Genomic DNA, 15,826 nt, shown 5'->3' with positions numbered 1-15,826 from the left:
GGCTTAAAAAGTAAATGTCGCTGCGACATTGCTGGTGATCGTTGGTAAGAATGCGTTCCATGGTAGGGACGGCCTCGAGGGAATTGTTGGTGCGGCAGGGTGGGGTGGGGGCTGCGCGGATGGGGTTTCGGGGGGATGTGGAGGGGTTGCGGGCGGTTGCGGTGCTGGCTGTGGTTGTTTTTCATGCGGGGGTGCCCGGGGTGGGGGGTGGGTTTGCGGGGGTGGATGTTTTCTTTGTTATCTCCGGGTTTTTGATTACGGGGATGTTGTGGCGGGAGGTGGCGGGTAGCGGGACGATTCGGTTGGCGCGGTTCTATGGGGCGCGGGCGCGGCGGTTGTTGCCTGCGGCGGGGATTGTGTTGGTTGCGACGGCGGGAGGGGCGGCGGCGTTGTTGCCGCCGTTGCAGGCGCGTGAAGTGTTGGGGGATGGGATTGCCAGTGCGTTGTATGTGGGTAATTATCGGCTTGCGTTGCACGGCACCGACTATCTCGCTGCGGATGCGCCGCCTTCGCCGTTTCAGCACTACTGGTCGCTGGGGGTGGAGGAGCAGTTCTATTTGTTGTGGCCGGCGTTGATTATCGGGGTTGCCTGGTTCGTGCATCGGCGGCGGAGGACCGAGAGTGCTTCGCCGACTCCGTATCTGGTTGTTCTCGGGGTGGTCGCCGCGCTGTCGTTCGCGGTGTCGCTGGACTGGACCCGCACGTTGCCGTCGTGGGCGTTCTTCGCGCTACCGGCTCGGGCGTGGGAGCTGGCGGTCGGTGGCATGGTGGCGCTGTCGGTTCCGGTCTGGCGTCGAATCCCGGCGTGGGCGGCCGCCGTCGCCGGGTGGCTGGGGCTGGCGGCGATCGTCGTGAGTTGTACGCAGTTGGATGGGCGGACGCCGTATCCCGGGACCGCTGCGCTGCTGCCCGTGCTGGGTGCGGCCTTGATCGTGGCGGCGGGCTGTGCCGCGCCCCGGCTGGGGGTCGGACGAGTGTTGTCGACGGCACCCTTGCGGTCGATCGGGCGGCTGTCGTACTCCTGGTATCTGTGGCACTGGCCGGTGCTGCTGCTCGCGCCGAAGCTCAGCGGTCACCCGCTCGATCTGGTCGGTTCGCTGGGTGCGGTCGCCACGGCGGCGGGCCTGGCCATGTTGACACTGTGGTTCGTCGAGGACCCCGCACGCTTCGCGGCGCCGCTACGGCGTTCGGCCGCACTGAGTTTGGCCGGTGGTGGTGTCGTCACCGCGGTCGCCGTCTGCGTTGGAGTGGTGCTGCTGGTGCTCGTGCCGGTGCCGGTCGGGCGTGGGGCGGCGGCCGAGGCGTTGACCGTCGTCGCGGCACCGCAGGCGCCGCCGTCGCAATCCATCGATCCGCATGATGCGGCGGTGCAACAGCTGACCGCGCAGGTGCAGACCGCCGTCGCGGCGTCGGCCGAATCACCGTCGGTCCCGTCGAATCTCTCCCCGTCGCTGGCTGATGCGCCCGCCGATAAGGCCGCCGTATTCGGAAACGGTTGCGTGCGTTCCTGGCTCGATGTCGGGCAGCCCGAATGCGCTGCGGGCGACATCAGCTCGGCGAACACGGTGGCATTGGTCGGTGATTCGCATGCGGCGATGTGGAGCCCGGCGTTCGAACAGATTGCCGAGCAACGCCATTGGCGCTTGGAAACGATGAGCAAGGTGACCTGCCCGCTGATGGAACTGCCCATCACCAGTCCCTACCTCGGCCGGGAATACACCGAATGCGTGCAATGGCGGCACCAGGTGCTGGCCCGGCTGCAGGCCGAGCATCCACGGCTGATCGTGCTGAGCATGTCCCGGCGCTACGGCGGCGACTTCGGTTTCACTACCTACGACCAGGCCTGGATCGACAGCTTGTCCCGCCTGACCACGCAGCTGCGCGCAACAGGCGCGAATGTCCTTGTCCTCGGCCCGATTCCAGACCCGCACAGCACCGTGCCCACCTGCCTGTCCGGCCACCTCGACGACGCACTGGCCTGCGCGCCGACCCGTCCGGTCGCCGTCAACGACGCGGGCATCGCCGCCGAACGAGCCGCGACAACGGCGGGCGACGGCCGATACGCCGACCTCACTGCGCTGTTCTGCACCGCCGACCGCTGCCCGCTCATCACCGGCAACACCCTCATCTACCGCGACGACAACCACCTGACCGTCGCCTACGCCAAAGCGCTCGCCCCGGTCGTCGCCGCACTGGCCGACGGCGCGCTGGCCCGCGGCTGAACCCGCTGGGCAGGAACGAAACCGGGCACCAGGCCCCGAGCCGACCGGAACCCCAGCGCCGGCGAAGCTACTGCGCAGGAGACCAGCATTCCTGGGACGCGGCGCTCGGCGGAGCGATATTCTCCATCCGCGGAGTACCTTCCAGCCCGGCGTGCGCATGCGGGCCGCCTGCGACGTGGGGGAGGAGGACGGCGGGTGCGAATTCAACCGAGAGAACAGCTTCTGGACGTGTGGCGAGCCCTGCTCGCCGCATGCTGGGATGGTCAGCACTGGCGCTGGGGCGAGCAGGCGGACACCAACTCGATCAGCGACTCGGAACAGCTGCTGTGCCTGCTCTGCCCCGCCACCGAGATCGACATCTTCGCGCTGGCACACCCGGACCGCATCCAGGGCGACGTCGCGGGCGTGCTGGAGCCGATCGGGAAAAGGGGCCGGCTAGGCGGCTTCGTCGTCTCGTTGCTTGAGCAGTACCTCGAGCGCAACACCGACGAGCACGGCGAGCCGTCCTTCGCCGCGGGCAATTACCTGCGCGGCGAACCCACCGACGGACAGCGGCGAATCGAGGTCGTCACTTCGTATTCGATGTCACTGACCGTCTGCCTGAGCGGTCTGCGTTTCCTACAGGCCTGCCGCGCCGAGACGCGGTACGGCGAGCTGACCGACCGGATCGGCGAGCTCCGCTTGCTCGATGAGCGGCAAATCCAGCTGGCCCAAGCTTTGCGCCTCAGATGGGAGCTGGCCCAGCGGTATTGGTCGGCACTCGCCCGATTCGGTTCCGGCAGATGGCCACTGGAAGACATCCCGTGGCGCACCTCGGACGGCTCGGAGTCGGACTACTTCAGTCTCCTCGTGTCGGCGGTACTGGTCCAGGATCTGACCGTAGGCACCGCTTCTGACGACGACTTGACAAGGGCCGTAAAGGTTTTCGAGGAGTTCGCAGCGCGTGGACGGATCACTCGCAAGGCAACACGCGACGATCCTGCAGTGGGACTGCACACGCCGGGCCTACGGCTGACCCTGTGCGGCAGCGAGTCGGTCGAGGATGGCCCGGTGCTGCATTGGGAGGTGTCGGACTTCGCCCCGACGCTCTTGCAACAGGTACTCCGAGCAGCCGGATTGTCCAGCAATATCGATACCAGAGACACACTGATAGAGCTGGCTAAATCGGTGATGGACCACCTGGATCGGCGGATGCTCCGGTCGGGCGCCGACGGACTCTGGGACGACCCGGCGGGCGTCTTCGGCGACGACGGTGCCCCCGTCGCGACCAAGCCTTCCTGGTCGATCACCGAGCGCGTGGTCGAATGTCTGATCGCCGCCGAGCGCCTCTACCGGGAACCGCCACCGCAGTGGCCGGAACTACAGCGGATGGCACGAAACCTGCTGACCATCGCCGAGCATAGCTACGATCAAACCAAGCTGGGGGTCGATCTGGGCGACCGATCGGCCAGTCTCAGCACGCTCGACCATGTGGAAGCACGCATCGATGCGGCAAGGCAGCAGCTACACCGCAATCCCGCAACCACATTCGTGCACGCGCTCGACGCGTTGCGCGACCTCGAGCAGCTGTCGATCGCCCGCCGCGACGCGAGCAGGGGCAACTGACCCGTGATCGTCTTCGCGATTTCTGACAAGGGTGGTACCGGGCGTTCGGTGACCAGCGCCAATATCGGGTACCGGATGTGTGTGCGGGGGAAGAGCGTCGCCTACCTCGACTTCGACTTCGGGTCGCCGACGGCGGGGGCGCTGTTCGAGATCGACAGTGTGGAGAGCGGGGTCGTCGGCGGTACCGGATTGCATTCCTATCTGACGGGCCAGGTCGGCGTGCCCGCCCGAATCGACGTGCGGCACAAGACCGATCGCCGCGAGTTGCAGCGGATGCGGACGCGTACCGGCAAGCTCGCCTTGTTGCCCGGTGACCTGGGTGGCGCGGAGTTCGCGAAGGTGGACCAGGAGGTGGTCCGGCGCTGCGCGGAGCTGCTGCTCACGATCGAGCAGGACTTCGATGTCTGCCTCGTCGACGTCAGCGCCGGTCGGTCGATGGCATTGGAGATCGCGGTGCGGGCCACCGGGTTGCGGCCGTTCACCGCGAAAACGGTGCGCTGGTTGGTCTTTCACCGTTGGACTCGGCAGCACATCGTCGCGGCGGCCGGTTTGGTCCATGGCCCGCACGGCGTGGTGGAGTCCGGGGCGGTCGCCGGCCACGATCCCCGCGTATTGCTGGAGAACATTCGATTTGTGCGCACCGTGGTGCCGCGAGTGAACGAGGCGACCGACGTCTCCGGTTTGCAGGCCGCGTGGCTGCACGAACAGAACGCGCGACTGAAGCGCCTCGCGGCCGAGTACCGGATCGGCGCCGGCGTTCTGCTCGGTGAGACACCGATCGATCCGGTCTTGCAGTGGCGTGAGCAACTGATCCTGGATATCGACGTGATGCAGGGCATCGCCAAGGAGGACACCGTGGAGGCGTTCGGCAGCCTGGCGAACCGCGTACTCTCCGAATCGATTTGGCAGCCGCTGCAGTAGCCGCGGGCTCGCCGAGATCATCGTGAAAGGTTGGAGCACAGTGGAATACGCCGCCGGATACAGCGAGGGGACCGAGCCGCCGCGGATCGCCGGGGTGCCGCTGTCCCATGTCTCCATCGAGGTGGGACATCTCCGGATGGAAGACTTGGGCAACGGGGACGACTGGATTCGCGAGCAATTCCGCAAGGTCGTCCCGCTGGTCACCTGGTTCACCGACGCGGCGAAGGTCGAATTCGGACCGCACGCCCGGGTGAGTACCTGCCTGCTGGTCGATGACTATTTCCGCGCCGACACCGATCCCCGCGACGTTCTCGGCCGACTGCTCGGGTGTGCCGAGGACAAGGGCCTCACCATCGACTATCTGGGGCGAGAGGCAGGCTGCGCGGCCGTCCCGGCTACGGGGGAAACCCCCGGAATCGAACTGGCGCAGTCGGTTCGGGCTCGCATCGTGGCCGAGCCGGACCGGGGCACGACGGGCCGCAGGCCACCGACCGATCAATCCGGCTGGTTGTGCAACGGCACCCGCGCCTCCGACGAACCCACGCAGGCGATGCACAACGACCCGTATCAGCCGCCCGAAGAATTCGGCAGCCCCGCGCATTCGATCTTTCTCGATGTCGAGCTGTGGCGCGCGGAACCACTCACTTGGTCGTTGCCGTTCCTCACATCGATCTGGCAGCTACTGCGACTGGGTCTGCTGCGCTTCCACGGCAGGCCGGTGGTCGAACCGCAGCTGTGGGACCGTCAGCAGCCTTGGCCGGCCAGCTGGCCGGAATTGCCCGCCGTGCTCAAACTGAACCCTCGTGCGAAACCGTTTGCCGCATACCGCTCACTGTCCGTTCTTCCGGTGCGGTACCTGGAGGTCGAGCATGCCGTGCGACTGATACTCGAGCACATCCGGCTCGACGACGAGGTGGTCGAACAGCTCGTCAACCGCGCGGCCCAGGAGCAGGTTGCGTTGCCGCGCAGCAGCGCCGAACGCCTGAATTACCACCTGGTGGACGGACACTGACGTGCATCAATCGAACGGTCCGGCGGACCATCGGCTACCCGTCGTGCTGGGGGAGACGCACACGTGCCTGCTGCCGACGGCAAAACCCTTGCGGCGCAGCGATCTGGAACAGCTGCTGGACCTGATGCCGGGCCACCCCGTGCACTGGCGGGAACGCCCGATGTCCCGCGCGGTCTCGCCGGACATCGTGACGGGCGTGGACTGTGAGCTGGCCGCCCCCGGACATGTCGCGGTGCGGGCGGTCGGCACGGTGGCCGGCCATGCCGTCGTACTCGGTGGCCGAGTGCTCCAGAGCTCGGCGCAGGCGAAAGTCGTTGCCGCAGAATGGCCGGTGCGGCAGGTGTGGTCGCATTACCTCAGCCGGGCCGGCGAGCTGGAGGTACTCACCAAGGTCACCGCCGAGACGAGCAGCCGCCTGGCGAATGGCCTCCTGGCCGGTGGACCACCGATCCCGGGCGTCCTCGATCTCGCGTCGATCGCCCATCGACTACTCCGGCAAATCACCATGGATCCACACCTGGATCAGCGAGTCCCGGTGCGGTCCAGCACCACTCACCTGAGATGGGCAGCGCGCAGAGGTGACGTCGAGCAGGCCCAAGTCGCCTTTCGCGTGCTCAACGACACGGACCGCGCCGCCGAGATCACCGTGCGCGACGCGGACGAACTGGCCGCCGCGCGGCAGTTCTGCGAAGACCTCGCGGCGCACGACTGGCTGCTGACGGCCCTCCGGGCAACCATGGAAAAGTCCGATCTCTTCGACCCTGGGACACCCGAATCGAGCGCCCTACTGGCTCCGGCACTGCACCACCTCGCCCACCTCTGGGCTCCCGGAGCGCACACCCCCGCCCCGCTACGCGCCTTGTGGGCTCCACTGGAAGCCGACCCCGGCTTCACCGTCGACCGGCAAATCCTGGTCGACGAGCTCCGCAACCGCGTACTGGTAGGCGCCTTGGACGCGAAGCGGCAGACAACGATCGGCACAGAACTCTGACCACTCAGCGGTCCGCCCGTTCGAGATCCTTGCGTAGATACTCGGCGGTGACGGACTTCTTGTCCGCGCTCAGTTGCTCCGGGGTGCCTTCGAAGAGCACCTTGCCGCCGTGACGGCCCGCGTCCGGCCCGAGATCGATGACCCAGTCGGCGTACTTGACGACCTCGAGATCGTGTTCCACCACGATGACCGTATTTCCTTCGTCGACCAGGCGATCGAAGAGAGTCAGCAGCCGGTCGACGTCGGCCATGTGCAGGCCGGTCGTCGGCTCGTCGAAGACGAACACGGTGCCCGTGTCCTGGAGACGGTGCGCCAGCTTGAGCCGTTGGCGTTCACCGCCCGACAGGGTCGAGAGTGGTTGCCCGAGTGTCAGATACGCCAGTCCAACTTCTTGGAGCATCGCGAGCTTGGCGGTCACCTTGTCTTCGGTGAAGTAGGACAGGCTTTCCTCGACGGTGAGTCCGAGTACCTCGGCGATGTTCTTGCCGCGCAGCGTCTTTTCGAGCGCCTCGTCCCGATACCGGCTGCCCTCACACACTTCGCAGGTCACCGTGACCGGATCCATGTAGGCGAGGTCTGTCTCGATCACGCCGCGCCCCTTGCACGCCGGGCAGGCGCCGGTCGAGTTGAAGCTGAACAGGCCGGGGTCGGCATCGTTGGCCTTGGCGAACAGGTTTCGAACGGTGTCCATGATGTCGACATAGGTCGCCGGTGTCGACCGCGAGGAGATGCCGATGCCCGACTGATCGACCATGACCGCGTCCGGGTGCTGGGCGGCGAAAGCTCCTGAGATGAGCGAACTCTTACCGGAACCCGCCACGCCGGTCACCGCGGTGAGCACCCCGGTGGGGATGCGCACGGAGACGTTCTGCAGGTTGTTCAACGAGGCCTTGCTGATCTCCAGCGAGCCGGTCGGTTCCCGGACCTTGTCTTTCAAACCAGTGTGCTCACGCAGCCGTCGGCCGGTGAGGGTCTTGGCTTTCAGGAGTTGCCGGTAGGTCCCCTCGAACACGATCTCACCGCCGTGCGACCCGGCCCCGGGCCCCATGTCGACGATGCGGTCGGCGACGGCCATGACGTCCGGATTATGCTCCACCACCAGCACGGTGTTGCCGTTGTCGCGCAGCTGCGCCAGAAGCTCGTTGAGCCGGTGCACATCTCGCGGATGCAGGCCGACGCTCGGCTCGTCGAAGATGAAGGTCAGGTCGCTCAGGCTGCTGCCGAGATGACGGACCGTCTTGAGCCGCTGGCCCTCGCCGCCGGACAGGGTGGAAGTCTCGCGGCCGAGGCTGAGGTAGCCCAGTCCGATCGATTCCAGCCGGGACAGTGCCGTGATAGCCGCCTGCACAACGGGTTTGGCGACTCGATCGTCGATCTTCCCCAGCTCGACGATCAGTTCGCTCACCTCCATGTCCGCGTAGTCGGCGCTATTCTTGCCGTTGATCTTGGAGGCGAGCGCGGCCTTGTTGAGCCTGCCGCCGCCGCAGACCTCACAGGTACTGGTTCGCACCACCTGCTCGACGTCCTTGCGCTCCTTGTCTTTCAGCACATCCAGGCCGTTCTTGAGATAGCGGCGATTGAACCGGACGACGATGCCCTCGTATTCGTTGGAGTGCGTCACGTCCTTGCCGGGGCGCCGGACCTTGAAACCCCCGCCGTGCAGCAGCTTGTCCCATTCCGCCGCGGTGAACTTCCGCAACGGCTTGTCGGGATCGAACAGTCCGGATTCCGCGTAGGTGATCCACGGATAGCCGCCGACCGCGAACAGCGGTGACTGGATGGCGCCCTCGTTCAACGACTTCGACTTGTCGAGCAGCAGATCGAGGTCGAGTCGGGCGGTGCGGCCGAGGCCTTCGCACTCGGAGCACATGCCCTGCGGGACATTGAACGAGTACATGGTCGACTCGCCCGCGCTGGGCTTGCCGTGCCGCGAGAACAGCACGCGCAGAATGGGATTGATCTCCGTCATGGTGCCGACGGTCGAGCGGGAACTGCCGCCGATCCGGCGCTGGTCGACCACGATCGCGGTGGACAGATGCGACATGCCCTCGGCGTGCGGCCGCTCGTACTTCGGTAGCCGGTTGCGGATGAACCAGGGGAACGTCTCGTTGAGTTGGCGCTGCGACTCGACCGCGATCGTGCCGAACACCAGCGACGATTTCCCGGAACCCGATACACCGGTGAAGACGGTCAGCCGCCCCTTCGCGATCTCCAGCGACACATTCTTCAGGTTGTTCTCTCGGACGCCTTGCAGCGTAATGCTGTCGTTCGCTTGCCGTCCGGCTCGATCCGACATCTCCACTCCCCTCAGCGTAGGCAAGTAGTTTCCAAATGGAAACTATACCAGGACCTCGACCTCATAGTCGGCTACCCATTCCGCGAGGCGAATCGGCGTCTCGTTGTATAGCCCCCTTTCCTGCATGGACGAGGCAGCCTCGATCGGCGCGTTGAGATGCTGGTCCAGCGCGTCGAGATCGAACAGCGGCAAGGCCGGTGAACTCGGCTCCGCGACGATCTTGCCGAGTATCTGCTTGATCGCCCGGTCGTAGCCGGGATCCTGAGTGGAGGGATAGGGAGCTTTGCGCCGCTGCACAATGGACTCCGGCAGCAGATCCGCGGTGGCGGCGCGCAGCAGGCTCTTCTCCCGCCCGTCGAACGTCTTCATCGACCACGGCACATTGAAGACATACTCGACCAGGCGATGGTCGCAGAACGGGACACGCACCTCGATACCGCTGGCCATGCTCAAGCGGTCCTTGCGATCCAGCATTACCGGCAGCCATCTCGTGAGATTCAGGTAACTCGCGGTCCGCATTCGCCGGTCGTGCCCGGTTTCGCCGGTCAGCTGCGGCACTTCTCGAAGGGCCGTCTGGTACTGGTCGGCGATGTATTCCGGAAGATTCAGCCGCGCCGTCAGATCCGGATTCAGGAATGCCGTGGATTGCTCGGTGATCGATCGCTCGCCGAGCGCGTGCCAGGGGAAAGTATCGGCCTGTACGGCCTTCTCGTCGTGGAACCACAGGTAACCGCCGAAGACCTCGTCCGCGGATTCGCCGGAGAGGGCGACGGTGGATTGCTCCCGCACCGCACGGAACAGCAGGTAGAGCGACGGACCGAGATCGCCGTCACCGAAGGGCAGATCCCAGGCGCGGGAGACCGCCGACCGGATGTGCGGAGCCACCAGATCCGCGTTGTTCAGCAGGATCGTCTGATGGTCGGTGCCGACGTGCCGCACCAACTCCGCCGCGAAGGGCTGATCCGGCGCTTCGCGTAGCGGCTCCGGCGCGAAGTTCTCCACCTGTCCTTCGAAATCCACCGAGAAGCTGCGGATCCGCCCGCCGCCGTCGGCATCGAGCCTGCGCTGTGCCAGGGCGGTCAATGCACTGGAATCCAAACCGCCGGACAGCAGCGTGCACAGCGGAACGTCGGCGACCAGTTGACGAGAAACAATGTCTTCCAACAACCCGCGCACCGCGCCGACGGTCGCGGGGATGTCGTCGGTGTGCGGCCGGGATTCCAGTTCCCAATACTTCTCCTCGGTCCGCCGGCCGTTGCGAGCCCGGACAATATGTCCGGGACGCACCTCGTACATGCCGTCCAGCGGTGTCTGCCCGGGAACCCGGACAAAGGACAGCACGTCGCGCAGCCCGTCGAGGGTGAGCGCCGCCCGGCTTTCCGGATGGGCGAGAATCGCTTTCGGTTCGGACCCGAAGAGCACACCGGCGTGGGTCGGATAGTAGAACAGCGGCTTGACGCCCAATCGGTCCCGATACAGCAGTAATTCCTCGACGCGGCTGTCCCAGATCGCGAAGGCGAACATGCCGTTCAGTCGTCGCACGAAATCCGCGCCCCACTCCAGATAGGCGCGCAGGACGACCTCGGTGTCGCTTCGCGTCCTGAAGCGGTGACTGAGCGCCGTGAGTTCGTCGCGAAGTTCGGTGAAGTTGTAGACCTCACCGCTGTAACTGATCGCGGCCAGCGGCGTGCCGTCGGGCAGCGTTTCCGGCGTGACCATCGGCTGTCCGCCGCCCTCGAGGTCGATCACCGAGAGCCGCCGATGCCCTAGCGCGCAATGCGTATGTAGCCACAGTCCCTCGTCATCGGGACCGCGGAAAGCCATGGTGTCCACCATTTTCTGCAGAACTGGGTGCTCGGCAGTGAGATCACGATCGAAATCGGCCCAACCGGCGATTCCACACATCGTCTTATCCTTTCGCTGTCGTCACGCGAGGGTCGCCCACACGGTCTTCGGTTCGAGATACGCGTCGAGCCCGGCCCGGCCCATTTCCCGGCCGACACCGGAGGCTTTGACGCCGCCGAAGGGCGCGGCCGGATCACCGGGTGCCCACGTATTCAGATAGACCGAGCCCGCGTGCAGGCGAGCGGCGAGAGTGTGTGCGTCGCTGAGGTTTTGGGTCCAGACTCCGGCCGCGAGACCGTAGTCGGTGGCATCGGCCAGGTGCACGGCTTCGTCGATGCTGTCGAAGGGGGCTGCCACCAGCACCGGCCCGAAGATCTCCTCGCGGCAGATCCGCATGTCCGACGTCACATCGGTGAAAAGCGTTGGGCGAACGAAGTATCCGCCCTCCGGTTCGGCTACGGGAACTTCACCGAACGCCAATGTCGCCCCCTCGGTGACCCCGTCGCGGAGGTAGCCGCGCACCCGGCGGTACTGCTCGGCCGAAACGACCGGCCCGCACTCGGTGGCCGGATCCAGCGCCGGACCGACCTGCGCGGTCTTCGCCCGCGCCGACAGCCCTTCGATCACCTCGTCGAACACACTCCGGTGCACGTACAGCCTGGACGCGGCGTTGCAGGCCTGGCCGGTATTGAAGTAGATCCCGTTGTAGCTCCCGGCAATCGCGGCCGCGAGATCAGCGTCGGGAAGGATGATGTTCGGGCTCTTCCCGCCGAGCTCCAGTGTCACCCGCTTCAGTTGCGCCCCGGCCTTCGCGCCGATCTCGCGCCCCACCGCGGTGGACCCGGTGAACACGATCTTGTCGACGCCCGGGTGATCGACCAGTGCCGCACCGGTTTCGCCGTCGCCGGTGAGCACATTGACCGTGCCCGCCGGGAAACCGGCGGCCTCGATCAGCTCGGCCAGGCGCAGCGCCGTCAATGGCGTCTGCTCGGCGGGTTTGAGCACCACCGTGCAGCCGGCGGCCAGCGCTGCCCCGAGCTTCCACGCGGTCATCAACAGCGAGAAGTTCCACGGAATGATCTGGGCGCACACCCCGACCGGCTCTTTCCTGGTGTAGCACAACGTATTCGGTATCGCGACGGGGATCGTCTCGCCCTCGATGCGCGCGGGCCAGCCGCTGAAGTAGCGGAACTGCGCTGCCGCCGCAGGCACATCCAGCGCACGGGTCATCGTGATCGGCTTGCCCGCATCGAGGGATTCGAGCTCGGCGAGCTCGTCGCCATTGTTCTCGATGAGGTCGGCGAGCCGGGACAGCAGCAGGCCGCGATCGGCCGCCGACAGCCGGCTCCACGGCCCGTCGAGTGCGGCACGGGCCGCGGTCACAGCGGCCGTGACATCGGCAGATCCCGCATGCGCGATCTCCGTGATGTGCTCGCCGGTGGACGGATCGATCGTGCTGAACGTCCGCCCGGTCGCCGCGGCGACGAAGGCACCGTCGATGTACAGCAGCTGTGTACGGGACAGGAAGTCGCGGGCGGCGTCGCCCACGGTGTTACCTGAGGTATTCACGAGTCCTCCCGGTCCGCGTCAGAAGCGGTCGATGACGGTGATGCCGTTGGTGGTGAAATCGCTCATTGCGGCGAGGACTTCCCCGGCCTGGTCGAGGGAAACGTGGCGCTGCACCAGGGTCTGCGGCGCGAGCTTGCCGGACGCGACGAGCGAGAGCAGCTGCGGGTAACTGGAATGCGGATTTCCGTGCGAGCCGACGATGGTCAGCTCGCCGATGGTGATCGCGTCCACGGGGAGCGCGATCTCACCGGCATCCGCCGCGCTGGTCAGGCCGACCTGGACGTGGCGACCTCGTTTGCGCAGCGAGCGTACGGAATTCACCACCGTCGCGCGGGTGCCGAGTGCGTCGAACGAGACGTGCGCACCGCCGCCGGTGCGATCCTGTACCGCTGCCGACACGTCCTGCTCGACGCTCGCGTCGATGGTGTGCACCGCGCCCTGCTCCTTGGCGAGCGCGAGCTTGCCGGCGTCGATGTCCACCGCGACCACGGAAGCCCCTGCGGCACCGGCGATCTGCACGGCCGCCAAGCCGACGCCGCCGACACCGTGCACCGCGACCCACTCGCCGGGACGGACCTGCCCCTGTTCGGTGACCGCGTGGAAGGCCGTCATGAAGCGGCAGCCGATAGCGCTGGCCGCGACGGAGGGGAGCTCGTCCGGTATGTGCACACAGTTGAAGTCGGCGTTGGGGATTCGCACATACTCGGCGTAACCGCCGTCGCACCAGAAGCCCAGCACCTGCATGTTGTCGCACACATTGGCGTGCCCTGAACGGCAGTACGCGCAAGTGCCGCAAGCCAAGTGGAACGGCGTGGTGACCCGGTCGCCGACCCGCACACCACGGACGTCGGGGCCGACGGCGCGCACCGTGCCGACGATCTCGTGTCCCAGCGTGCGCGGCAACGCGACCTGTCCGCCCATCCACCCCCAGTCACCCATCCAGGCGTGCCAGTCGCTGCGGCAGATGCCGGTGGCGAGGACTTCGAGCACCACACCGTCCAGTTCCGGTGTGGGATCGGGGATTTCGCGTAGTTCGAGTGGGGCACCGTACTCGACGATCTGTGCCGCTTTCATGGCCGCCCCCTTTCAGGAGATGCGGACGGGGAGCGTGTCCAGTCCCCGGGTGATGTTGTTCGGCGTCCGGATGGGGTCGCCGGCGAGTTCGACCGTGGTCGCTCGCTTGGCGAGCGCTACGAACAGTGCGTGCGCCTCCATCGAGGCGAGGGTGCGGCCCGGGCAGTTGTGCACGCCGAAGCCGAAACCGACGGTGTCGGCCGGATTGCGGTCCGCCTGAAAGCGGTCCGGGTCGGGGTAGTGGCGTTCGTCCCGATTCGCGGCGGCGTAGGAGACGAGGACCCGGGCGCCTTCGGGAATCGTCACGCCCTCGATCTCCCGGTCCGCGGTGGTGACCCGGGAGAAGTGCTGGATCGGCGTCTCGAGCCGGACGCCTTCCAGGAACGCGCCGGGGACGAGCTTCGGGTCCTGCCGCACGGCCGCCCACTGGTCCGGGTGCTGAGCCAGCAGCCAGAGGGTGCTGGCCACCCCGGCGATGGTGGTGTCCAACCCGGCGCAGGCGTACGCACTCATGGTCATCAGGGCTTCGTTCTCGCTGATCTCGCCGCGATCGGCTGCCTCCCAGACGATTTGGCCGAAGCTGTCCGGCAGCAGTTTGTCCGGTGTCGCGTCGGTGACGAGATACTGCATCAGCGCCTGCACATCGGGGAAGGTGGACAGCTGACGTTCGCCGGGCGGCCCGAAGTAGTTGAAGGCGCCGAGCGCCCAGACCAGAATCTTGTCCCGGTTCTCGTCACGGGGGAAGCCGATGAGATCCATCACGATGTCGACCGGCAGCTTGGCCGCGAAATCGGTGACGCCGTCGAAGGTTTCGCGCTGCATCAGGTCATCGACCAGCTGGTCGGCCAGGTGCTCGATATTGCCCGCGACCTTGCGCACGTACTTCGGGCGCAGGGCGTCGTCGAGCACCTTGCGCACCGCGCGGTGTCGCGGCGGGTCCATGGAAAGCAGTGAGCCGTCGGAGAGTTCGTTGGCGGTGGGGTTCATCGCGATGCCCTGGGCGGAGCTGAAGCCCTCCCAGTCGACGAGCGCCGCCCGCACCTGGTCGTAGCGGAACAGGCCGTACAGGTCGTGTTCGGTCATGTGGACGACGGGACCCAGGTCGCGCAATGTCCGGTAGCAGGGGGCCGGATCGAGCAGTGCTTCGGTCGAGAAGAGATCCAGATCGGTCTGGGCCGCGGCGGTTTCGGTGGTGGTCACGGCTGGTCCTTTCCGGCCAGATCGTAGAAGCACAGCCGGGGACCGGCTTCGGGCCGCGTGTACATCCGGCGACAGGTCAGCTCGGACTTGGCGAACACGTCGAACCAGGCGGCCCGGCCGCGGGGGAGGCCCTGCCCGGTCAGCACGTGGATGAGGAAGAAGTCGTCGTCGTTTTCCCTGCTGTCGTAACGGATTTCGGGCTCACCGATCAGCAGGATCTTCAAATCGGGGAACGTGGCCCCGATCTCGTTCAACAGGTCGATGACCGCCTGCTCGCCGTGTCGGAAGTGCTCGTGCAGCGCGCTCATCATGCACAGCCCGTCGGCCTCGAAGCACTCCTTCGGCCAGGTCTTCGGGGCGAAGGCGTCGCCGACGACGAACTGGACCCGGTCCGCCACACCGGAGGTGCGGGCGTGCTCGTTGGCCACTGCCACGGCGTCGGCGTCGATGTCCAAGCCGATGCCGGTGAGCGAGGGGTCACGCAGGCAGGCGTCCACCACCAATTGTCCGCCACCGCAACCGATGTCGAGGATGCGCTGGACGTTGCGGCCGCGCATCGCGGTGAGCAGGGTCGGTGTGTGGAAGGCGGAGAACAGGGTGTCGCAGTGCGCGCCGAGCTTTCCGCCGTCGCGGACCACGTCCTTGCCGTAGACCGCTTTACCGGTGAGCAGGTCGCCGGTCCGGCTGGTCACCATGCCGTACGCGTCGACGTAGACGCCGAGGCGGGCCAGGGAGACATCGGTGGTGAGGAACTCGCCGAGCCGGGTGAGAAAGTACTCCTCGCCCCGGGTTTCGAGGATGCCTCGATTGACCAGATAGCGCAGGAAGCCGGGTCCCATGTCGGGGTCGATGCCGGCGAGCAGGCCGTCGGCGGGGTTGCGTGGGCCGGAGCGGAGGCGTTCCAGCAGCGGGGTGTCGGCGATGGCTCGTACCGCGTGACAGACGTGCATCGCGCTGATCATCTCGGGCAGGTCGGACAGGGTGAAGGCCTGCCACTCCCTGCGCTGTTGCTCGTCGGTGAGTTCGATGATCTCCGGTCGGTGGTCGGTGATCGTCATCGTTGTTCCTTTCGAAGAAGTTGTGGCCGAGCG

General features: G+C 66.4%; 11 protein-coding genes. 5 read left to right on the top strand and 6 right to left on the bottom strand.

Features of this window, described 5'->3' with window-relative positions; all coding sequences use genetic code 11:
• Positions 1-59: 59 nt before the first annotated feature.
• The 5 genes from IBX18_RS28790 (at position 60) to IBX18_RS28770 (ending at position 6,751) form a co-directional block, all read left to right on the top strand.
• Complete coding sequence (locus tag IBX18_RS28790) at positions 60-2,222, top strand: acyltransferase family protein (RefSeq protein WP_194836641.1); 2,163 nt, start codon at positions 60-62, stop codon at positions 2,220-2,222.
• Positions 2,223-2,417: 195 nt separating this feature from the next.
• Entirely contained in the window at positions 2,418-3,827 is a 1,410-nt protein-coding gene (locus IBX18_RS28785; protein ID WP_306796457.1) for an SCO2524 family protein, read from the top strand.
• A gap of 3 nt (positions 3,828-3,830) precedes the next feature.
• Entirely contained in the window at positions 3,831-4,748 is a 918-nt protein-coding gene (locus IBX18_RS28780) for an SCO2523 family variant P-loop protein (RefSeq protein ID WP_194836640.1), read from the top strand.
• A 40-nt stretch (positions 4,749-4,788) separates the two neighbouring features.
• Positions 4,789-5,760 (top strand): SCO2522 family protein, encoded by a 972-nt coding sequence (locus IBX18_RS28775; protein ID WP_194836639.1) that lies wholly within the window; start codon positions 4,789-4,791, stop codon positions 5,758-5,760.
• 1 nt (position 5,761) lies between these two features.
• Positions 5,762-6,751: an SCO2521 family protein gene (locus IBX18_RS28770; protein ID WP_194836638.1), complete on the top strand. Its 990-nt coding sequence runs from the start codon at positions 5,762-5,764 to the stop codon at positions 6,749-6,751.
• Positions 6,752-6,755: 4 nt separating this feature from the next.
• On the opposite strand, the gene IBX18_RS28765 is transcribed toward IBX18_RS28770, so the two are convergent.
• From IBX18_RS28765 to IBX18_RS28740, 6 genes are read right to left on the bottom strand one after another with little or no spacing between them, the layout of a single operon-like run.
• Positions 6,756-9,047, bottom strand: coding sequence for an excinuclease ABC subunit UvrA (locus tag IBX18_RS28765; RefSeq protein ID WP_194836637.1), 2,292 nt, complete (start codon positions 9,045-9,047; stop codon positions 6,756-6,758).
• Positions 9,048-9,089: 42 nt separating this feature from the next.
• On the bottom strand, positions 9,090-10,952 hold the full coding sequence (gene asnB / locus IBX18_RS28760; RefSeq protein ID WP_194836636.1) for an asparagine synthase (glutamine-hydrolyzing): 1,863 nt from the start codon (positions 10,950-10,952) through the stop codon (positions 9,090-9,092).
• Positions 10,953-10,973: 21 nt separating this feature from the next.
• The gene (locus IBX18_RS28755) at positions 10,974-12,461 is read right to left on the bottom strand and encodes an aldehyde dehydrogenase family protein (RefSeq protein WP_194836635.1); all 1,488 of its coding nucleotides are present in this window, start codon (positions 12,459-12,461) and stop codon (positions 10,974-10,976) included.
• A gap of 18 nt (positions 12,462-12,479) precedes the next feature.
• Positions 12,480-13,535 carry a zinc-dependent alcohol dehydrogenase family protein gene (locus IBX18_RS28750; protein ID WP_194836634.1) on the bottom strand — a complete coding sequence of 352 codons (1,056 nt, stop codon included), beginning with the start codon at positions 13,533-13,535 and terminating at the stop codon, positions 12,480-12,482.
• A 12-nt stretch (positions 13,536-13,547) separates the two neighbouring features.
• Entirely contained in the window at positions 13,548-14,735 is a 1,188-nt protein-coding gene (locus IBX18_RS28745; RefSeq protein ID WP_194836633.1) for a cytochrome P450, read from the bottom strand.
• Entirely contained in the window at positions 14,732-15,793 is a 1,062-nt protein-coding gene (locus IBX18_RS28740; protein WP_194836632.1) for a class I SAM-dependent methyltransferase, read from the bottom strand. The genes IBX18_RS28745 and IBX18_RS28740 overlap by 4 nt, the downstream gene beginning before the upstream one ends.
• Positions 15,794-15,826 lie beyond the last annotated feature (33 nt).

Origin of the sequence: Nocardia sp. XZ_19_369, from assembly GCF_015355715.1 — a bacterium.
Taxonomy (GTDB): domain Bacteria; phylum Actinomycetota; class Actinomycetes; order Mycobacteriales; family Mycobacteriaceae; genus Nocardia.
The sequence above is the reverse complement of the archived record's forward strand: the minus strand, read 5'-3'. Positions and strand labels throughout refer to the sequence as shown.